Origin of the sequence: Collinsella aerofaciens (genome assembly GCF_015557435.1) — a bacterium.
Classification (GTDB): Bacteria; Actinomycetota; Coriobacteriia; order Coriobacteriales; family Coriobacteriaceae; genus Collinsella; species Collinsella aerofaciens_Z.
Genome location: NZ_JADNOH010000090.1, coordinates 38,824 through 59,904 on the forward strand (window position 1 = coordinate 38,824; position 21,081 = coordinate 59,904).

General features: G+C 58.8%; 18 protein-coding genes. 11 read left to right on the forward strand and 7 right to left on the reverse strand.

Annotated elements, in window-relative coordinates:
- Positions 1-83 precede the first annotated feature (83 nt).
- The 6 genes from I2G43_RS08820 to I2G43_RS08845 all read right to left on the reverse strand — a co-directional run bounded on the left by I2G43_RS08820 (position 84) and on the right by I2G43_RS08845 (position 7,722).
- Positions 84-830 carry an energy-coupling factor transporter transmembrane component T family protein gene (locus I2G43_RS08820; protein ID WP_195535863.1) on the reverse strand — a complete coding sequence of 249 codons (747 nt, stop codon included), beginning with the start codon at positions 828-830 and terminating at the stop codon, positions 84-86.
- A complete protein-coding gene (locus I2G43_RS08825) occupies positions 823-2,574 on the reverse strand; it encodes an ABC transporter ATP-binding protein (RefSeq protein ID WP_195535864.1) in 1,752 nt (583 codons plus the stop codon). The genes I2G43_RS08820 and I2G43_RS08825 overlap by 8 nt, the downstream gene beginning before the upstream one ends.
- Before the next feature lie 129 nt (positions 2,575-2,703).
- Positions 2,704-3,255, reverse strand: coding sequence for a hypothetical protein (locus I2G43_RS08830; RefSeq protein WP_195535865.1), 552 nt, complete (start codon positions 3,253-3,255; stop codon positions 2,704-2,706).
- 209 nt (positions 3,256-3,464) lie between these two features.
- Positions 3,465-4,037 (reverse strand): hypothetical protein, encoded by a 573-nt coding sequence (locus I2G43_RS08835; RefSeq protein WP_195535866.1) that lies wholly within the window; start codon positions 4,035-4,037, stop codon positions 3,465-3,467.
- Positions 4,038-4,431: 394 nt separating this feature from the next.
- Positions 4,432-6,396, reverse strand: a complete 1,965-nt coding sequence (locus I2G43_RS08840) for a C69 family dipeptidase (RefSeq protein ID WP_148345576.1) — start codon at positions 6,394-6,396, stop codon at positions 4,432-4,434.
- A gap of 408 nt (positions 6,397-6,804) precedes the next feature.
- The gene (locus I2G43_RS08845; RefSeq protein ID WP_195535867.1) at positions 6,805-7,722 is read right to left on the reverse strand and encodes a diacylglycerol/lipid kinase family protein; all 918 of its coding nucleotides are present in this window, start codon (positions 7,720-7,722) and stop codon (positions 6,805-6,807) included.
- Positions 7,723-7,820: 98 nt separating this feature from the next.
- On the opposite strand from I2G43_RS08845, the gene rnd reads away from it, so the two are divergent.
- From rnd to I2G43_RS08890, 9 genes are all read left to right on the forward strand, one after another.
- Positions 7,821-8,954, forward strand: a complete 1,134-nt coding sequence (gene rnd / locus I2G43_RS08850) for a ribonuclease D (protein WP_195535868.1) — start codon at positions 7,821-7,823, stop codon at positions 8,952-8,954.
- Between the two features lie 125 nt (positions 8,955-9,079).
- A complete protein-coding gene (locus tag I2G43_RS08855; protein WP_195535869.1) occupies positions 9,080-9,784 on the forward strand; it encodes a zinc metallopeptidase in 705 nt (234 codons plus the stop codon).
- 115 nt (positions 9,785-9,899) lie between these two features.
- The gene (gene xseA / locus I2G43_RS08860) at positions 9,900-11,351 is read left to right on the forward strand and encodes an exodeoxyribonuclease VII large subunit (RefSeq protein ID WP_324249532.1); all 1,452 of its coding nucleotides are present in this window, start codon (positions 9,900-9,902) and stop codon (positions 11,349-11,351) included.
- 42 nt (positions 11,352-11,393) lie between these two features.
- A complete protein-coding gene (gene xseB, locus I2G43_RS08865; protein WP_161144749.1) occupies positions 11,394-11,660 on the forward strand; it encodes an exodeoxyribonuclease VII small subunit in 267 nt (88 codons plus the stop codon).
- 49 nt (positions 11,661-11,709) lie between these two features.
- Positions 11,710-12,045 carry a histidine triad nucleotide-binding protein gene (locus I2G43_RS08870; RefSeq protein WP_195535870.1) on the forward strand — a complete coding sequence of 112 codons (336 nt, stop codon included), beginning with the start codon at positions 11,710-11,712 and terminating at the stop codon, positions 12,043-12,045.
- Positions 12,046-12,086: 41 nt separating this feature from the next.
- Entirely contained in the window at positions 12,087-12,977 is an 891-nt protein-coding gene (locus tag I2G43_RS08875) for a LysR family transcriptional regulator (protein WP_195535871.1), read from the forward strand.
- Positions 12,978-13,096: 119 nt separating this feature from the next.
- Positions 13,097-14,257, forward strand: a complete 1,161-nt coding sequence (locus tag I2G43_RS08880; protein WP_195535872.1) for an MFS transporter — start codon at positions 13,097-13,099, stop codon at positions 14,255-14,257.
- Positions 14,258-14,377: 120 nt separating this feature from the next.
- Positions 14,378-15,556 carry an acetate/propionate family kinase gene (locus I2G43_RS08885; protein ID WP_195535873.1) on the forward strand — a complete coding sequence of 393 codons (1,179 nt, stop codon included), beginning with the start codon at positions 14,378-14,380 and terminating at the stop codon, positions 15,554-15,556.
- 164 nt (positions 15,557-15,720) lie between these two features.
- A complete protein-coding gene (locus I2G43_RS08890) occupies positions 15,721-16,899 on the forward strand; it encodes an acetate/propionate family kinase (RefSeq protein WP_195535874.1) in 1,179 nt (392 codons plus the stop codon).
- A gap of 549 nt (positions 16,900-17,448) precedes the next feature.
- Here the strand turns inward: I2G43_RS08890 and pta are convergent.
- Positions 17,449-18,429, reverse strand: a complete 981-nt coding sequence (gene pta / locus I2G43_RS08895) for a phosphate acetyltransferase (protein WP_195535875.1) — start codon at positions 18,427-18,429, stop codon at positions 17,449-17,451.
- Positions 18,430-18,661: 232 nt separating this feature from the next.
- Between pta and glf the strand changes: the two genes are divergently transcribed.
- Together glf and I2G43_RS08905 are read left to right on the forward strand one after the other, a co-directional pair.
- Complete coding sequence (gene glf, locus I2G43_RS08900) at positions 18,662-19,864, forward strand: UDP-galactopyranose mutase (RefSeq protein ID WP_195535876.1); 1,203 nt, start codon at positions 18,662-18,664, stop codon at positions 19,862-19,864.
- Entirely contained in the window at positions 19,857-20,888 is a 1,032-nt protein-coding gene (locus I2G43_RS08905) for a glycosyltransferase family 2 protein (RefSeq protein WP_195535877.1), read from the forward strand. The genes glf and I2G43_RS08905 overlap by 8 nt, the downstream gene beginning before the upstream one ends.
- Positions 20,889-21,081: the final 193 nt, after the last annotated feature.

A 21,081-nucleotide genomic window follows, 5' to 3' on the forward strand; every position in this document is an offset into this window, starting at 1 on the left:
TTTTATCTGGAGAAACGCAAAAGGCCTCGGCTCGTTTGACGCGAGCCGAGGCCTTTTGCATGTACCGGTTGCCGCTGCGAGTGCTAGAACAGGAATCCCAGGATGATGAGGGCGACGCTGATGACGAGGACGGCGATATCCAGGCCCTTGATGGGATAGCGCTTGTACGAGCTGGCACGCGTGCGCAGGTAAAAGCCGCGCTGCTCGGCTGCAAGCGCGGTGGCGTCGGTCTTGCCCACGCTCGAGATAAGCAGCGGCACGCACAACGGCAGCATGAGTTTGAGCTTCTTGATGGGGTTCTTGGTGTCGTACTCGACACCGCGTGCGGTCTGCGCCTCCATGATGGCGTTCATCTCCTGGCCGAACACCGGCACAAAGCGCAGTGCCGTGGTAAAGGTGAAGGCATAGCGATACGGCACGTGCAGCACCTCGACGCAGGCGTTGGCAAGGTCGTTGAGCTTGGTCACCATGAGCATGAGGATGAGTGGCAACGCCACGCCCAGCAAGCGCAGACAGGCCTTTGATCCGGTGATGAGCCCCGTGTCGGTGATAAAGCCCCATATCACGTTGCCATCGCGCATAAAGGCCAGCTGGAGCAACAACATGATAAGTGCGAGCGGAATCAGCAGCTTGAGCAGCGAGAACAGGCGATCGACGACGCCGGCGTAGGCGCCCAGCGCAAGGGTGAGCGCCAAAAAGCCCAACAGCGCTACATAAGTGTCGGACAAAAAAATGCCGATGATGATGGCGGCGGCAAGGCCCAGTTTGACGACCGGGTTCAGGCGATGCAGCAGCGTATCGCCCGGCATATAGTCGATGACGTTAACCACGGCGGACCATCTCCTTGGTAATGCGAACGATATCGGTGACCTCGCTCACCTGCGCAAAAGCGGGGGAGACGGAGGATGCCAAGCGGCGCGAGAGTTCAATGACCTGGGGCGGCTCCACGTAGGCACGCTGCATGAGCTTAATATTCGAGAACAGCTCGTGCGTGCGTCCGCGGTCGAGGATACGGCCGTCGGCCATCACAACGATGCGCTCGGCAAAGTCGGAAACGACTTCCATATCGTGGCAGACCATGATCACGGCGCAGCCGCGCTCTGCCATGGTGCGCACCGTTTCCATGACGGTCATGCACTCACGGTAGTCAAGGCCGCTCGTGGGCTCGTCGAGCACTACAATCTTGGGCTCAACCACTACGACGGAGGCGAGCGCCACCATTTGTCGCTGGCCGCGCGAAAGCGAGAAAGGCGCCTCGTCGGCGGGCAGGCCAAAGCGGTCGATGACGAGCTGGGCACGACGCAGGGCCTCGGCGCGGTCGATGCCGGCAAGCTCCAGGCCAAAAGCGACCTCGTCGAGCACGGTATCCTTGCAGATCTGGCGGTCGGGGTTTTGGAAGAGCGTTGCGACCTCGCGGGCGATGCGGCTCGTGGGGACTGCGGCGGTGTCCAAGCCCGTAACGCGCACGCTGCCCGAGGCGGGTTTAAGCAAGCCCGTGAGCAGTTTGGTAAGCGTGGTCTTGCCGGCGCCGTTTTGGCCGACAATGCCCACGAGCTCGCCAGGGTAGAGCGTCAGACTAAGGTCGTGTACGGCGGCGCCGCCATTGGGATAGGCAAACTCAACATGATCGAAGGTGAGCACGGGTTCGGCGTCCTTGGCATGAGGGCGCAACGACGGGGCATGCGGGGAGCCTGCGGGCGCTTGGGCGTCGCTGGCGGCGTGCGCGGGGTCGACGATGCCCGAAATCAGGTGCTCGGCCTCATCGACATTCAAGCAAGGGGTGCCGCTTGCCAGGCCATCGGCCTCGAGGCTATTGAAGATGCGTGTGACGCGGGGGCAGTCGACGCCGATGGTGCGGAGCTCGTCGGTGTGCGCAAAGACCTCGTGCGGCTCGCCCTGTAGCGCGATTTCGCCATGGTTGAGCACGAGCACGCGGTTGCAGTACTCCGAGAGCAGGGCGACCTTTTGTTCAACGACCACGATAGTGATGCCAAGTGTGCGGTTTGCCTCGCGTAGGGTCTCGAAGACCAGCGTGGAGCTGGCGGGGTCGAGTGCTGCGGTGGGCTCGTCGAGTACCAGTACGCGGGGGCGCATGGCGAGGATGGCAGCGATGGCCACCTTTTGCTTCTGTCCGCCCGAGAGGGTGGCGATCTCGCGGTCGCGAAGGTCGCTGATACCGACGGTCTCGAGCGTCTCGTTTACACGCTGCTCGATCTGGTCGTGAGGGACGCCAAAGTTCTCCAGGCCAAAAAGCATCTCGTCCTCGACGACCGAGGCGACCATCTGCGTGTCGATGTCCTGCAGCACGCTGCCGACGATCTGCGACACGTCGGTGAGCGAGACCTCGCAGGTGTCGTGGCCGTCAACCATGACGGAGCCAAAGAACGTGCCGGTGTAGTGGTGGGGCACAGCGCCCGACAGGCAGGCGGCAAGCGTGGACTTGCCGGCGCCCGAGGGCCCGATGATGCCGATAAAGTCTCCCTTGTTCACGTCGAGCGAGATGTGCTTAAGCGCCTGCTCGGTCTGCGTACCATAGGAGAACGAGACATCGTCGACGTTGATGATCGTTTTCATGGATACCTTTCATGGTCATTGGGGACGTTCTTAAATGACGAGTCGTTTAAGAACGTCCCCAAATGCTAGCTGTTTGGGACAGTCTTTGGTGATGGGGCCGCTAACGCGCGGCCCGTCCATCATATCAGGCTATTTGTTGAGCACCTTGCGCAGGGGGAAGAAGAGAGCCTGGACCACGACGGCGTTGAAGACGGCGGTGCCGAGCACGATGGGCACCTTGGCGAGCGCGGTGGGCAGCGCGGCACCCATGATGACGGTGCCCAGGACGGCGAAGAGGGCACCTGAGACCAGGGTGGTGAGCAGGCCGGCGATGAAGGGGTTGACCTTGTTGCCGCCGATGTTGGACTTGACGAGCGCCGCCATCGTCAGCGCGCCAGCAAGCTCGGTCACAAAGTTGAGGCCGGGGATTGACGTGGTGATCTGGATGACGGCTGCCGACAGGATGCCAAAGATGGCTGCCTGGGCAAAGCTCGCCTGCGTGAGTGCGATGGCCAGGGCGTAGGCGGCAATGATGAACTGCGGCTTGATACCCGTTGCGGCAAGCGCGTTGCCCACGGTCATGTTGAGGATAAAGCCGGCGGCAAGGAGGACGGCGAGCAGGACGAGCGAGGTGATATCGAGGATGCCTTTGTCGGAAGCGGCGTTGGCAGAAATAGTACGAGCCTGAGTGTCGGTGGCCATGATGTTCTCCTTAAGGTGGGATTTGAGATAAGAGTGTCCTAGACCCCCACGAAAGGGGTTAAATCGAAAAAGGGATTAATTTTGAATAATGGAGCACGGAGACGGCTTTACGAGGGGCCCCAGGTTGGCGCGAAAGAGGAGCGAAGCGTACTTGGGTACACGAGCGACGAATGAACGCCAAGATGGGGTGGCTCGTAAAGCCGAGCAGGTTAGTTGAGCCTAAGGGCCTTCTGGATGGGCAGGTAGAGGGCGCCGACCAGGATGGCGTTAAAGACGGCGGTCATGGCGACGACAGGCAGCATGGCGGCAGCGAGCTCGCCCACCACGCCGAGCATAGCCATCTTGATGACCATGAAGATAACGCCCGAGACAAAGGTGGTCACGAAGGTGGCGACAATGGCGACGACAGGCTTAACTTGACCGTTCTTGCCGGCGGCGTTAACGATGGCGGCCATGAGCATGGCGGCGATGCCCTCGGCGGCAAAATCGATGAACGGCGAAGTGGTGGTGATCTGGATCACGGCTGCCGAGATAAGACCGATGACGAGTGCCTGGGCAATGTTGGGGCGCACGACCAAGATGGTGAGGCAGAAGGCCGAGATGATGAACTCGGGGCTGATCATGCCGCCCGAGATGCCCGAGATGGCCTTACCGACGGTGAAGTTGAGGATAAAGCCGGCGGCAAGCAGAATAGCGAGCAGGACGAGAGCACGGACGTCGAGTTTGCCGCGGTCGGCGGTCTGGACGGTGCGGGGCTGGGTGGCGGTGGTGTTCTGAGACATGGTGAAAATCCTTTCGGAAGGGGAGTGCAAGAGAAAGTAAGCGGAGGCGCGTGATGCGAATGCGATCGGGCTCGAGATAGAAAAAGGCCCCCGGTCGAAACCGGAGGCCTTCCAATCACCTAGAGCGCAAAAACAGGCGTGAGGGACTCACTGTCGACCGATCGTATTCGCATCACGCCACCACCAGTTGTTGAGAGACTTCATCGTGTTCTTCATGTTGGTGGCTCCTTTCGTGATGCCGTGGCGCGGTCGCGCCTAATTGCTGTTGCGCTGCACTATAGCACAGCGAAGTGTGTGCTGGGAAATCTTTTTTGAAAAGATTTCAGCGGTGTTTCCCACTGGTCAAAAAGGCAGGCGGGACGAACCGTGCCATCCCGCCCGCACCAGTGAGGGATTACTCCTTGTTGCGGCGATAGAGGATATAACCGCCTGCGGAGATGACGGCAACGCCAGCGATGGCGAATGCGGCCACCATGCGGCCATCAAAACGATCGCCAGTGGTGGGCAGGCCGCCCTTGGTGTTCGTCTTGTTGGTGGTTACCGTGGTCGTGGTGTTGTCCGACTTGCCAGGCTTCTCAGGCTTGACAGCGGGCTGCTCGGGCTTAGTGGGCTGCTCAGGCTGCTCGGGGGTGCTGGGCTGTTCGGGCTTACCGGGCTGCTCGGGAGTGCCGGGCTGATCCGGGGTGACCGGGTCGGTGGCAAGGGCGTCCTTGGCGTAGGTGATGGACTCCTTGAGGCCCTTGGTCTCGGTGTTCAGGTCGCTCGGGGTGAAGCGCTCGTCAAAGTTTCCGGCCTTCTGATAAGCGCGCATCTCCTGGAGCAGGGCCTTGCACTTCTTGTAGGTGTTCTCGGTGGCAGCCTTGCCTGCCTTGTTGGCCAGAGCGGTGCGACCCTCGGTGGTCGTCTCGGCCAGCATAGCGGCGTCAACTTCCTTGTTCTGCTCGATGAGCTCGTTCTGGAGCGCGTCGAGGTAGGTGCGGACACTGGTACCAAGGGTGTCAGGGTTCTCAAAGCAGAGCGAGCTGATGTCCATGAGGACGTAGTTAATGGAGTTCTCGGGCTCCTCGTTGTACACGACGTCTTTCGCATTGCAGTGGTCGAAGGAGACGGTCTGATCGCTGAAGTAGGGGCTAACTTCAGTTATCAGAGCGGAGTACAGCGGGATGGCGACAGAGTACGCGGCACGGGAGAGCATTTCCCACTGGATGGTAGCGACTTCGGGATCATACCCGCGACGAATCTGGAAGAGATTGATCTCGGTGTTGCGCTCGCTGCCGATGCAATAAACGCCATCAGTGTTCGCGTTGAGACCAGGGACGTTCTCTCCGCGGTTGCCGAAGGCACGAATCAGCTCAAAGGTGCTCCAACCAGACTTGCCAGGCTTGAAGAACAGAGGCTGGATTTCGCTGACCATAGCTCCCTTTTGGACGGGTTTTCCATCCTTATCGGTGATAGTTTTAATTTCGTAATCCGTGCCTTCGGTCAGCTGACTAGCAAAATAATGGCGGCCTTGCACATAGCGGGACCATTGGTTAACGCCAGAATCGGCGAGGCTTTCGCCATACGTTTGGGCGACATCGAATTTACCGTCAGCGGAGTATTTGGCGAAACCCTTCTCCACGGGCATGGACTCGATGTCCTTGGAGTGCAGGCAGTTCTCAGTATCGTTCAGGTCGACATCGTAGTTGAGGCTGCCGATGTTGGGGTTGAGTGAGGCGACGTCGTCGGCCAGCTTCATGGCAATCCATTGATGGGCAGAAAGCGTGGCGAACAGCCAGGTCTCGTTGTTGTCGGCGATAATGATCTGGTCGTTAGTGCAAGTGCCCTGCTCGTCGATCAGGCTGCCGAGGAGCTCGACGCCCTCGCGGGCATTGGCGCTCTGGCCCAGGATGACGCTGCCGTAGCTGTACTCGCCGATGCCGGTAGCCTCATCGATTGGGTCTGCTGCTTTGGCATCCTCGTTATAGGAGGTGCTCAGCGTAGCGGAGCAAGAGACACCCTTCTCGTTGATACCGGCTTCGGAGTAGGCGTCGGTGTGGCCCTCCCAATTGGAGGGATGGTCACGTACGTAGCTGTAGCGATATGTAGGCTTATTCGAAGTGTATTCGAAAGCAGACTCATTCGAGCTGTACGTAAAGCCGGCTTCGTGGGCGGGTTCGATGCCATAGTGCTTGAGATAGCGCTTGCCAAAGTCCTCGGCACGGCCATAGTACGTGTTGCCGTCGGCCGTTAGATCTTTGCCCATGTACATCTGCGTGCAGGCGAGCGCAGAGGTCGGCATGGACATGATGGTTGCAGCTCCAAAGGCGAGGCCTATGCCCAGCTTTTTGAGCGCGTTGACGGGGTGAGTTTTCCTCATAATCCCTCCCAGCGTGCGAAAGCCCTCTGTCGCCAGAGGGCTTCAGCCAATAAAGACACTCCCTTAGCGTAACGAATCGGAAACAATATTCATCTATGAAAAATACTTACTCGATAAGCGTAATGAAATATACGATGAGCGGTTAATTATACTCAGTCTGTAGCTTTAGCCAAATAAAGACGCCCTGCAATTACTGCATCTGGATAAAGCGTCTGGAAATACCGAAATGAAAAATCCCCCGCTGTTTGGCAAATGCATAAACAGCGGGGGAGATGATAATCGGATGAATATCATACCAATGTGGAATTACTTCTTCCGGCGGTGGATCACGTTAATCGCATAGCCGACGAGCATGGCCAGGACGATGACGATAAAACCGAGCAGGGGATTGTCGTTCATGGGTTCCTCCTATTTTCCGAGCGGGGAGAATTCGTCGACGATGAGGTCGAGACATTGCGGAAGCGCGCGGGCGCCAAAGACGCCGGAGTTGCTGGAGATAATCTCGCCATCGAACTGCATGCCCAGCGACGGTGTACAGGTAATCTTAGCTTCCTTGGTCTGGATGATCTTGAACTGCGGGCGACCGAGCACCTTGCCGGCGGGGTCGAGCGCAGCGGTGATCACGGTGGGCAGCAACTGCACGGTTTTTACGGGCTCGATGACCGCGATGTCGACCATGCCGTCGTTCATGCGGCAGTCTGGGAACAGGTTGATGTCGTTTTGGATGACCGAGGTGTTGCCTGCCATGCAGCAGATGCCGTCTAGCTCCTCGACAATGCCGTCATGCTCAATCGTAAAGTGCGCCACTGTGGGATTGGGCGTAGCAAGCGCCGACAGGAAGTAGGCGATCTCGCCAATGTCGTTTTTGGTGGGGGCTGCCTTCATCATGATCTCGGCGTCGAAGCCCGAGCCGGCGATGATGATAAAACCATGGCGCTTTTCGTTGCCGTCCTCGTCGAGCCAAAAGAGCTCACCCATGTCGACCTTGACCGTGCGGCCGGCGCGGCAGGCCTTGGCGAGTGCCGCCGCCTCGGGGGCATTGCCTATGTTGTTGAAGAACAGGCATGCCGTGCCAGAGGGGAAGACGAGTGTGGGGACGCCGCATCCGCGCATCTGGTCGAGCACGTTGGAGACGGTGCCGTCGCCACCCGAGACTACCACGCGATCGAACTCGCGCACGTCCGCCACGGCGTCCTCGGGCTCCATGCCATCGCCGATAAAGCGCATCACGACCTCGTCGCCGCCCTGCGCCAGGGCGTGCGTGAATGCGAAGATTTCATCTGAGCTGGGGCCCGATGCCGGGTTGTGGATGATAAGGCAGCGCATACTTACGTTCCCGTTCTGTGACTAACCGAGTATAGTTGTAAGACAATGCCGATATCCTACCCGTGTTTTTCGGGCCTAACCTTATTCGATGGGTTGATATGTACATTTCCACACATCAGGCTCTACTCGACTTTTGCCAGCGCGCCAGCGAGTTCGACGCGATTGCCGTCGATACCGAGTTTTTGCGCGAGCGCACGTTCCATCCTCGTCTGTGCCTGGTCCAGATTGCCACCCCTGCCGAGAGCGTCGTGGTCGATCCGTTGGTGATCGACGACCTGTCGCCGCTCGCCGAGCTTATGGCCGACGAGGGCGTGGTCAAGGTATTTCATGCCTGCTCGCAGGATATGGAGGTCATGCTCCATACCGTAGGAGTGTTGCCGCGTCCGATTTTTGACACGCAGGTGGCTGCCGCCTTTTTGGGCGAACGCCAGCAGATTTCGTACGGCGCGCTCGTGCAGACGTTTTGTGGCGTCTCTCTGCCCAAGACCGAGTCACTGACCGACTGGTCGCGCCGTCCGCTGACCGACAAGCAGATCGAGTACGCGATCGATGACGTCAAGTACCTGATCGTCGCCTATACCGAGATGATGAGCCGCCTGCGCGAGCTGGGCCGCGTGGACTGGGTGCTCGACGAGCTACGCCCACTGGCCGACGAGTCGCACTATCGCGCTGATCGTCACGAGGCATTCCGTAAGGTCAAGCGCATCAACTCCTGCAGCCGCCATCAACTGGGCATCGCGCGCGAGCTCGCCGCCTGGCGCGAGGACCGCGCCGAGCGCCGCAACATCCCGCGCAAGTGGGTCATGTCCGACGATACGCTGCTGGCGCTCGTCAAGCGCAATCCCATGCGCGTCGAGGAGTTCCGCAGTATCCGCGGTACCGATCAGCTGGGGGAGCGCGACGTGGACGGCGCGCTCATGGCCATCAAGCGCGGCGCGAGTTGCCCGCACGATCGCCTGCCGCTCATGGTGCGCGGACACCGCCAGATCTCGCCGGAGCTGGAGAGCGTGACGGATCTGATGTATGCGCTCATTCGCCTGGTTGCCGAGCGCTCGGGCGTGGCGACCTCGGTCATTGCCTCGCGCGATGACTTGGCCGACTACATTGAGCATCCCGAGCAGAGCCCCCTGCGCGAAGGCTGGCGCTTTGAGCTCGTGGGCTCGCGCCTGGACGATCTGCTTTCGGGCAATATGGGACTCACCGTGAAGGACGGAAAGATAGAGCTTTTATAGTTACGCGGTTTTGACAGGCACTGCAAACGTTCGAGAGCGGCAATGCCAAAACATTGATGCTGTCTCTTTGGTTGGGCGAATGGGTAGAATGCCTCCAACGTGTAACTCGATTCGGAGGAATTCGCATGCCCTATTACTATGGATACGGCTTTGGTATCGACCCGCTGTACCTGCTGGTTGTTCTTGTCTGTACGGTGCTTGGTCTTGCCGCGCAGAGCTATATCAACTCGACGTACAAGACGTGGTCCAAGGTACGCTCGGACGGCGACACGGGCGCTGCGGTTGCTCGCCGCATGCTCGACGCCAACGGTTGCAACGCCGTGGGTATCAAGGGCGTTGCCGGCGAGCTCACCGACCATTACAACCCGCAGGACAACAACCTGTATCTGTCGGACGCCAACCGCTCGGGCGGCTCGGTGGCAAGCGTTGCCGTCGCCTGCCACGAGGCGGGCCATGCCGCCCAGCGCCAAAGCGGCTATGCCATGATGAAGGTGCGCAGCGCCCTCGTGCCGGTTGTCAACTTTACCCAGAACACCTGGACGATCGTGCTGCTTATGGGCCTGTTCATGAACATTGCTGGGCTCACGACCCTCGCGTTGATCTTCTTTTCGTTTAGCGTTCTGTTCCAGCTAGTTACGCTGCCGGTCGAGATCGATGCCAGCCGCCGCGCCGTGGCATACATTGAGCAGTCGGGTATGAGCTCCAAGCAGGTCAACGGTGCCAAGAAGGTGCTGACGGCGGCTGCGCTTACCTATGTTGCAGCGGCGCTCACCTCGATCATTCAACTGCTCTACCTCATGGCTCGCTACAACAGAAACTCCAACCGATAACAAATGGGGCTGACGGGCGCCGCGGGGATTTGTGTCCCCGCGGCGCTGTACTATGTGTGGGACTTGAATTTGCACAGGGCCGGAGCCCTGGTGCGCGATGACGAAAGGAGGCTGCGTGGCAGGCTGGAATCTAACCGGCAACAGCGTTTCCGCCGAGTTCGACGGGTCGGACGAGCAGGAGCGCAAAGAGCTCAGCGTGAGCCAGGCGGTCGAGATCGCCGCTGGTGCGCTCGATGCGATTCCGCAGCTGAGCGTCCTGGGCGAGGTCACCGGCTTTCGTGGCCCCAATGCCCGAAGCGGCCACTGCTACTTCCAGATCAAGGACGACTCGGCCGTCGTCGATTGCATTATCTGGAAGGGCGCCTATCTCAAGCGCACCTTCGATTTGCGCGATGGTATGCAGGTGAGCTTTAAGGGCAGCTTTAACCTCTACAAGCCCACGGGCCGTATGAGCTTTGTCGCTCGCTCGTTCTCGCTGGCGGGGGAGGGCCTGCTGCGTCAACAGGTGGCACAACTGGCCGAAAAGCTACGCCGCGAGGGCTTGATGGACGAGTCCCGCAAACGTCGCATCCCGGTGTTTTGCTCACGTGTGGCGGTCGTCACCTCGCTTTCCGGCGCCGTGATCGACGACGTCAAGCGTACGCTGCGCCGTCGCAACCCACTTGTCGAGCTCGTTTGCGTGGGCGCCAAGGTGCAGGGCGAGGGAGCGTCTGCCGAGCTTATCGACGGCTTGCATCGCGCCGCTGCGATTACGCCTACGCCGGATTGCATTTTGCTCGTGCGTGGCGGCGGTTCCTTCGAGGACCTCATGACCTTCAACGACGAGGAACTTGCCCGCGCGGTGGCGGCCTGTCCTGTGCCTGTAGTGACAGGTATTGGCCATGAGCCCGATACCTCGATCTGCGACATGGTGAGCGACCGTCGCGCCTCCACGCCAACGGCGGCTGCAGAATCGGTGGCACCGGCCATGACGGAGCTGGCTGATGTACTCGAGGCGCGTCATCAGCGTCTGGGCGCTGCGATGGCATCGATGATCGGTTCGGATCTGGTCGATCTGGAGATGCTCGACCAGCGTGGTCGGCGTGCCTGGGATACCTATACGGCACGCTTGGGCGATGCGCTCGATGCAGCCGCGTGCCGTCCGTGCCTCAACGATCCAACGTTTATGGTCGAGCGTCGCGAGTCGGAGCTCGCCTTGACGGCCGATCGCCTGTCGGGCGCCATTGCGCGTTCGGTCGGGGCTTTCCGCTCCAACTTCGAGCGTCTGCCCGAGCGCTTGATTGCAAGCACCTCGGGGCTCGATGGCAAGCGCCATGCACTCACGCTCGCGAGCTCCCGCCTGGAGCATCAGGGGCGCACGATGTTGAACAAGCCCGCGTCCGACTTGGGCCGTGCGGCAGCCTCGCTCGACGCCCTGTCGCCGCTCAAGGTGCTTGCCCGCGGCTATTCCATCGCGTATAGCGAAGACGGTGTGGCTACAAGCGCCCAGACCTTTAAGCCCGGCGATGCCATCCGCGTGCGCATGGCGGACGGCAACGTGTCGGCAACCGTCAATACGGTCGAATAGACCGCGTTTCACAGTGATAGACCTTTAGGAAAGGAAACAGATATGGCAGAGAAGACCCCGGTCGAGCAGCTTACGTACAAGCAGGCCTCGCAGGAGCTGGAACTCATTATCCGCAGCCTGGAGTCGGGCGACATGGAGCTCGAGGAGTCGCTCGAGAGCTACACCCGCGGCGTCGAGCTTCTCAAGAGCCTGCGTACCCGCCTGGCCGATGCCGAGCAGAAGGTCTCGGTGCTTCTTAAGGATGTCGACGGCAACGACGTGCTCGCCGACGGCGAAGCCGCCAACACCGACGACAACCTCTCGTTCTAACCATCCCGACCAAATATAATTACCTTGGTCTGCGAGAAAGGAACCAACCATGTGTGATTGCATCTTCTGCAAAATCGCCAACCACGAGATTCCCTCAACCGTTATCTATGAGGACGACCAGGTCATCGCGTTCGACGACCTTAATCCCCAGGCGCCGGTCCATACGCTCGTGATTCCCAAGAAACACTACAGTGACATCGCCGACAACGTGCCTGCCGAGACCATGGGTGCCATGGCTCACGCCATCCAGGAGGTCGCCAAGGCCAAGGGTCTGGAGGACGGTTTCCGTGTCATCTCCAACAAGGGCGTCAACGCCGGCCAGACCGTCATGCACTTCCACATGCACGTCCTCGGCGGCAAGAACCTGGGCGAGAACCTCATCTGAGGGCGCGCAGTCCGTCGCCTTGGCTGCCTTTGGAGTAATCTATGCAGCTTTCTCAACTCGAATACCTTCAAGCAGTAGCGAACCATGGTGGCGTGCGTAAAGCTGCTCGCGCCGTTCATGTGAGTCCACAGGCCGTTTCGTCGGCAATTAAGAAGTTGGAATCTGAGTATCAGATTGCTTTGCTCGACCGATCGACGGGGGAGGCTGCTTTGTCTCCTGCGGGCCGGGAGTTTGCGCGTCGTGCACGCATGGTCTTGACACAAGTCGATGATCTCAAAAAGTACGCTCAATCGATGGGCGACGGCGTTTCGCCCGACGGCCATTTTCGTCTCTATGCCCCCTGCCTTCACGGACGGGGGCTCCTTTTTTCCGAATACTGGTACGACTCGTTTGAAAGCTTGCACCCCCAGATCCACCTCGATGTGTGGCATCAACCAACGGCCACATGCTTTGAGTCGCTCATGCTTGGTATTTCGGATGCAGCCATCTCATTTGAGGAACCACGGGACAGCGCCCTTTCTTCGAAATGCTTGGGCGAAAAGGAGCTCAAGGTTCTTTCGTGCCCGGCGGGCCATCAATCTGTGGAAGCTATGACCATTCGTGAGCTACTGGGCGGCAGGCTTGCTGTTCCAATTAATTTGTCACCCTGTCTCAATGCAATCAACCAATGTCCCGAAGCCCAGCTCGTTAATTTCCGTTTCCGTGATGTCGAATACGGAAGCAGGGCTCAGGTTGAGTTTCTTCAAGCCGGGGGATTGATATTGAGTTTGTCTGGGTCCCCTCTCGCATCGGATGGATCAGAAGTGAGCGAGTGTTCCATTGAAGGATCGCGTGACGTAACTCTGCCTATCTACTTTTGCTATCGGCAAAATTCCTGGACTGATCGACACCAGACGGTTTTCCTTCACCTATTGCGCCATCTCGCTTCGTGAGACTATTTGACATCGCGTCGTCAAGTGAATATTGACGCTTCGTAACGCATGGTTGACGGCTTCGCTTTCATACTTTTCCAAGATTTTGGTTTGGATTATTGACTCTTGGAGGGCGAAGCATGAAAAACCGTATGGTTTTGCTTTATATGGCGTTCGTTTTCCTATCGAACTTCAGCACCATCTTGTATTTTCTGACGGTTTACCTTGAGTTTGTCGGATTCTCGATGGTGGCGATTTCTGGCATGATGATTGCATACCAAGTGAGCAAGTTTATTCTTGAGGTTCCTACTGGCTATATTGCAGACAGGTTTGGACGAAAGGCGAGCGGCCTCGTTGGCATCATGGGAATGCTTGTGTACTACGCCGTTCTGCTTCTCGCCCGGTCTCCTCTGCTTTTAATCGGCGCGTTTGCTCTCAAAGGTTTTGCCGTCGCATGCGTGAGCGGATCCATCGAAGCGATTTACATCGACAGTGTCTCTCAGGACCAGCTCGTGAGACTTAATGTGGTTGAGCGATTCGTCTTCTATGCGTCTTATGCCCTTTCTGCTTGTGTAGGCGGTTTCATCTCGTCCGTTGGTGCGTATTACGTCGGTCTTTCGGCAGATATCTTCGCCATGGTGCTGACACTGGCTGTCGTTGCCTGTATCCCTGAGGAGCGAAGAGAAGGCACTATGACGACGTTCGAGCGTGGAATTAGCCCAAGGATGATTGGGGCGGCTATTACGAGCAACAGTATTCTTCGCTCAGCGTTTGTTATGGACTGCTCTCAGGCTTTTGCTTTCGTCGCTTTGGAAGACTTTTTCTCGCTGCTGCTTGCAGACCGCGGAATGAACGCCGTTGCTTCGGGTGTGACCATTGCGGTCCAGCTCCTTGTCTCCGCCTCCATAGGGTTTATCGTGCCCAGTGTGATTGCTCATGTCGACAAGGGCAGTTTTGCGCGTATTTGCGGCATCGTTCGTCTTTTCTTGACTGCTTTGTTTTTGATCCCCTTTACTCCAGCCTATTTATTGCCCGTGTTCTATGTGCTGCAGACGGTTGCTTACTCGTTATTTGCTCCGATCAAATACTCGGTTTTTCAAAATGCTGCCGATTCATCGATGCGCTGTTCACTGATTTCGGTTCAAAGCCAGATGGTGGCGGTGGGCGCCGTTCTTTTCTATCTGCTCAATGCTGTGTTGAGTAGCGTTGTGGGTATTCGGGTTGTGCTGCTTGTTGCGCTTGGGATTTCTTCTCTGGCGTATGTCCCCGCGCTATTTCGCCTTACAAGTCAAAGGTCATGAGCGACCAGGCATCGATAACTTATATATCAACGCAATAAACCCGAGCGCGAGGGCGTTTGGGTTTATTATTGAAGCGTATGTAACCTGGCGGCGCCACACCGCCTGTTAGTAGGGAGACACATGAACGTTCTGGTCGTCAACGCAGGATCTTCGACCCTTAAGTATCAGGTCATCGATACCAAGTCCCACAAGGTGTCCGCAAAGGGCTCCTGCGAGCGCGTCTGCTTTACCGGCGGTACCTTTACCCACGCTGCCAACGGTTCCAAAAAGGTGACCGAGAACATCGAGTTCCCCGACCACAAGGTCGCCATCGAGGTCGTCCTGAAGGACCTCGAGGCCAACGGCGTCAAGATCGAGGGCATCGGCCACCGCATCGTTCAGGGCGGTTGGTATTTTGGCGATTCCTCCCTCGTCGACGAGGACGTTCTCGCCAAGATTCGCGAGGTTGCCCCGCTCGCTCCGCTGCACAACAACCCCGAGGCCAACGTTATCGAGTTCTGCCTGGAGCAGTATCCCGACCTGCCTAACGTCACGGTCTACGACACCGCCTTCCACTTCAACATGCCCGAGGTCGCCAAGACCTACGCCCTGCCCAAGGACGTTTGCGACAAGCTTCACATTCGTAAGTACGGCGCCCACGGTACCAGCTACCGCTACATCTCCAAGAAGGTCGCCGAGATGACCAACGGCGAGGCCCGCAAGGTTGTCGTGTGCCACATCGGTTCCGGCGCTTCCTTGTGCGCCATCGAGGACGGCAAGTGCATGGACACCACCATGGGCCTCACCCCGCTCGACGGCGTCATGATGGGCACCCGCTGCGGTTCCATTGACCCGGCTACCGTGTGCTACCTGCAGCGCGAGGGCGGCTACACCTTCGACGAGGTTGACGAGATGATGAACAAGAAGTCCGGCCTCATGGCTGTGACCGGCGGCAAGACCAACGACTGCCGTAACGTCGAGGAGCTCGCCGCTGCTGGCGACCCCGAGGCTCAGCTCGCCTTCGATATGTTTGTCTACAAGATTGCCGCCAAGGCTGCCGAGATGGCAACCTCCATGTGCGGCATGGACACGCTCGTCTTTACCGCCGGCATCGGCGAGCACGCTCCGGCAGTTCGCGCCGGTGTGGCTGACCGTCTGGCCTTTATGGGCGTCAAGATGGATCACGCTCGCAACGCTCTGCGTGGCGATGGCGCCTGGTGCCTGTCCGCTAAGGATTCCAAGGTCAAGATCTTCGTCATCCCTACGGACGAGGAGTTCATGATCGCTTCCGACGTCGAGCGCATCGTCAACGGCAAGTAATTGATGCAAGGGGAGGGGACTGGATGGCCTTGTGCCGTTCAGCCCCCTTTTATGCGCTTTGGGCGAAGAGTTTAATAGATATTTATTGAATTCTGATAACTTCTTATTAAGGATACGGCCGCCTTATGGGTTTGCCGACCGTACTGTAATCACGAAGGAGTCTCATGAACGTACTTGTTGTCAACGCCGGCAGCTCGAGCCTTAAATATCAGCTTTTGAATACCGATACCCGCGAGGTCTTCGCCAAGGGTAACTGCGAGCGTATCGGCTCGGAGATGGGCATCTTTGGCCATTCCGAGAACGGTGGCGCCAAGCAGACCGAGGAGATTCCTTTCCCCGACCACCGCTCGGCCATTGCGCGCGTGCTCGAGGAGCTCGAGAAGACCGACTTTACGATCGATGGCATCGGCCACCGCATCGTTCAGGGCGGCTGGTACTTCGATGATTCCGCGGTCGTCGACGATGAGGTCATGGCTAAGATTCTCGAGGTGGCGCCGCTCGCGCCGCTGCACAACTACGGCGAGGCCGCAGCGATTGAGTATTGCCGCGAGAAGTATCCGGAGCTGCCCAACGTGGCCGTCTTCGATACGTCGTTCCATATGACCATGCCCGAGGTCGCCTACACCTATGCACTGCCCAAGGACGTGTGCGACAAGTATCACGTGCGCAAGTACGGCGCCCACGGCACGAGCCACCGTTACGAGTGGATGATGGCCAAGGAGATCTTGGGTACGCGCTGCCACCGTCTGCTGTCGTGCCACCTGGGCAACGGCGCCTCGCTCGCCGCCATCGAGGACGGCGTATGCCGCGATACCACGATGGGCCTCACGCCGCTCGACGGCCTGATGATGGGCACCCGTTGCGGTTCCATCGACCCGGCCACCGTGTGCTACCTGCAACGCGAGGGCGGCTATAGCTATCAGGAAGTCGACGACATGATGAACAAGCAGTCCGGTCTGCTTGCCATCTCGGGCATCTCCAACGACGCCCGCGACATTCGCACGCGCGCCTCCGAGGGCGACGAGCGCTGCCTGCTCGCCTTCGACATGTTCGCCTACAAGGCCATGCAGCAGGCCGGTTCCATGATCGCTTCCATGGCGGGCGTGGATACCATTACCTTCACTGCCGGCATCGGCGAGAACGACTGGTCGATCCGCAAGGCCTTCTGCGACTGCTTTGAGTGGCTGGGCGTGCGCATCGACAACAACAAGAACCGCGAGGCCGTGGGCAACGGCCCGCAGGTCATCAGCGCCGCCGGCTCCGCCGTCACGGTCATGGTCATCCCTACCGACGAGGAATACATGATCGCCCACGACGTCGAGCGTCTGACCAAGAACAACTAACGTATTCGTCTGTAATTGACAAAAAGGCCTCCAGAGCAACAGCTCCGGAGGCCTTTTTACTAGCAGGCGGACGGCGGAAACCTCATCCCATTTCGAGCGCAAATTCTGGGACACGCTTTCCGGTTGAGGCACGTTGCGGAAAGTGCGACCCACAATAAAGCAAAATTCCGTCCCGTAGTTTCCCAAACAGGCCCCAAGGGGAAACTGCATCCCACAATTCGCCTTTAAACTGGGATACGCTTTCCGCCTGAACAGCCGCCGATCCGCACCATGCCTCGCAGATCCAAAGTGACCATATCCGCAACGCCTGCGCTAGCGACAAAGGCACCCAGCCATCCAGGTCTTCAGCTCCAGCTCGTAGCCAAGCCGCCGTCCACTCCAGATGCCCTGATTGCTACGTGGCGGCAGGGACCCTACAGGGTAAAGCTCTGAAAACTTTCCGCAGGACGGAGGAAGCCCCCGCCGCACGTAGTGCGCAGCGGGGGCTTCCGACATGTCCGAGGACGTTTTCAGAGGTTTACCCTGTAGGGCCCCGAGGGGATATGTCCGCTACTCAGCCATCTGAGCCTGGACGGCGGTGATGGCCACGACACCCACGATGTCGTCGGCAGAGCAGCCGCGCGAAAGGTCGTTGACCGGCTTGGCGATGCCCTGCAGGATGGGGCCGTAGGCGTCGGCACCGGCGAAGCGCTGGACCAGCTTGTAGCCGATGTTGCCGGCCTCGAGGTCGGGGAACACGAGCACGTTGGCCTTACCGGCGACGGAGGAGCCGGGAGCCTTGAGCTGGGCGACGGTGGGGACGATGGCGGCGTCGAGCTGCAGGTCGCCATCGATGGCGAGCTCGGGAGCCTTCTCCTTGCAGAACTTCACGGCCTCCTGGACCTTCTTGGCGACCTCGCCACCGGCGGAGCCCATGGTGGAGTAGGAGAGCATGGCCACGTGCGGCTCAACATTGCCCATAAAGGTGGACCAGGAGTGCGCGGAGGCGATGGCGATCTCGGAGAGCTCGTCAGAGGACGGGTTGATGTTGAGGCCGCAGTCGGCAAAGATCAGCGTGCCGTCGGTGCCAAACTGCGGGGTGTCGGTGCACATCACGAAGAAGGCCGAGACCAGCTTGGTTCCCGGGGCGGTCTTGAGGATCTGCAACGCGGGGCGCAGGGTGTCGGCGGTGGAGTGGCAGGCGCCGGAGACCAGGCCGTCGGCATCGCCCATCTTGACCATCATGGTGCCAAAGTAGGTGGCGTCCATCACCTGGGCGCGAGCCTGCTCGATGGTGACGCCCTTCTTGGCGCGGAGCTCGGCAAACTTCTGCGCGTACTCCTCGTGCTTCTCGGCGTTGCGCGGGTCGATGACGGTGGCGCCGGGAACGTTGATGTCATCGGGATTGCCCAGGATGACGATGTTGGCCAGGCCCTCCTCGATGATCTTGTTCGCCGCGACGATGGTGCGCGGGTCCTCGCCCTCGGGCAGGACGATGGTCTTAAGGTCGGCCTTGGCGGCAGACTTCATACGGTTTAGGAAATCGCTCATGTTACTCCTTACAAGCGTTCCGCTAAGCTCCAGGCCCTCGGCTGTACACGAATAAACCCGCTGCTAGCGGGTTTACCTTTCAATTATGTACGCCGCGGTGCTTGAGCTTTCCTTGTGTGGCAAGCTCATTATAGGACGCATTAGCGCTATAATCGCTCTGATAAATATGTCTCGACGTATGTTCGAGAAAAAGCCCAGTTAAAAAGCGTGTGGCTTTTGACAAGGAGTATCGATGCAGATTACCTCAGGCCTGCCTGAAGGCTTTAATGCCGGTGCGTACGACATGATCGTTGTCGGTGCCGGGTACGCTGGTGCCGTTTGTGCCCGCCGTCTTGCCGAGACTATCGGCTATCGCGTTGCCGTTCTGGAGCGTCGTAGCCACATTGCAGGCAATGCCTACGACTGCGCTGACGAGGCTGGAATCCTGATCCACGAGTACGGTCCGCACATCTACCACACCTTTAACGAGCGCGTGCACAACTTCCTGTCGCGCTTTACCAAGTGGACGGACTATCAGCACAAGGTGCTTGCCAACATCAACGGCACTCTTATGCCCGTGCCCTTCAACCACGCGAGCCTCAAGCTTGCTTTTGGCGATGAGCGCGGCGAGGAGCTGTATCAGAAGCTCGTGGAGACCTTTGGCAAGGATGTCAAGGTGCCCATTATGGAGCTGCGCAAGAAGAACGACCCGGATCTTGCCGAGGTCGCCGATTACGTCTACGAGAACGTCTTTTTGCATTACACCATGAAGCAGTGGGGTCAGACTCCCGACCAGATCGATCCCTCGATCACTGGTCGCGTTCCCGTTTTTGTGGGCGATGACGATCGCTACTTCCCGCAGGCCCCCTTCCAGGGTATGCCGCAGGACGGCTACACCGCGCTGTTCGAGCATATGCTCGATCATGACTTGATCGACGTGTTCTGCGACGTGGACGCTCGCGATTTGTTCGAGATTGACGAGACCACCGTTAAAGTTGACGGCAAGGTCTACGGCGGCGAGATCGTCTACACCGGTCCGCTCGATGAGCTGTTCAATCTCGACCTGGGTGCTCTGCCGTACCGCACGCTCGATATGAAGTTCGAGACGCTCGATATGGATCAGTTCCAGCCCGTGGGCACCGTCAACTACACCACGAGCGAGGACTACACGCGCATTACCGAGTTCAAGAACATGACCGGTCAGGTCCTGCCCGGCAAGACCACCATCATGAAGGAATACTCCAAGGCCTATACGCCTGGTTCGGGCGAGACGCCGTACTACGCCATTCTTGAGCCCGAGAACCGCGAGCTCTATGAGCGCTATCTTGAGCGCGTTCAGAACCTGACGAACTTCCACCCGGTGGGTCGCCTGGCCGAGTATCGTTACTACGATATGGACGCCGTGACCAATTCCGCCCTCGATCTTTCGGATGAGATTATCGCCTGCCATGCATAAAGTCATAACATTCGGTATTCCCTCGTATAACGCCGCCAAGGACATGGACCATTGCATCACCTCCATCCTGGAGGGAAGCAATTACGCCACCGATATCGAGATTATCGTGGTCGACGACGGCTCCAAGGACGAGACGGCCGCCAAGGCCGACGAGTGGGAGGCCCGTTATCCCGGTATCATCCGCGCGGTGCACCAGGAGAATGGCGGCCACGGTATCGCCGTCCTTTCGGGTCTGCGCGAGGCGCAGGGTACGTACTACAAGGTCGTAGACTCCGACGACTGGCTCGACGGCGCGGCCCTTTCGACCATGCTGTCGATCCTGCGTGGCTTTGAGGAGCGCGACCAGCGCGTCGACCTGTTTATCTCCAACTACGTGTACGAGAAGGTCTATGAGGGCACGCATACCGCTATCGGCTACAAGTTTGCCCTGCCGCGCAAAAAGATTTTCACCTGGGATCAGATCGGGCACTTCCGTCTGGACCAGAATCTGCTTATGCACAGTCTGTGCTATCGCACGGACGTGCTGCGCGAGTCCAACCTGCCTATGCCGCCGCACACCTTCTACGTGGACAACATCTACGCCTACGTGCCGCTGCCGCGCTGCAAGACCATGTATTACGCCGACATCGACCTCTACCGTTACTTCATTGGTCGCGAGGGCCAGAGCGTCAACGAGGCTACGATGGTCAAGCGTCTGGACCAGCAGTTCCGCGTTACGCGCATTATGATGGAGTCGTTCCACCTGTTCCAGGACGTTGAGTCTTCGCGCCTGCGCTCGTACATGATGGGCTACTTCACCATGATGATGGCGATCTGCTCGGTGCTCACCAAGCTTTCCGAGGAAGAATGCGCCGATGAGCGCCTGAAGACGCTGTGGAATGATCTGAAGGCCTACGACGAGCGCATGTATCGTCGCGCCCGCTACGGCGTGGTGGGCTTCTTTACCAATCTGCACGGTCGGGCGGGAGACAAAACCACACTCGGCCTATACCGTCTTGCCTCAAAGATCTTCAAATTCAACTAGCACAGAAACGCTCGGGTAACGGGGACCCCTGGTCCTTAACTTGCTACTTCGAACAGTCCTGCGCAAGACGGAGGCGCCACTGGCGCCTCCTTTGCGTCAAGACTTTAGTCTGCTGGGCGCGCAGCGGCCAGCTTTAAACCACCCGCTACGCGGGTGGAGACAAACGGCTTTACAAAGCCACCCCTCCGACCGA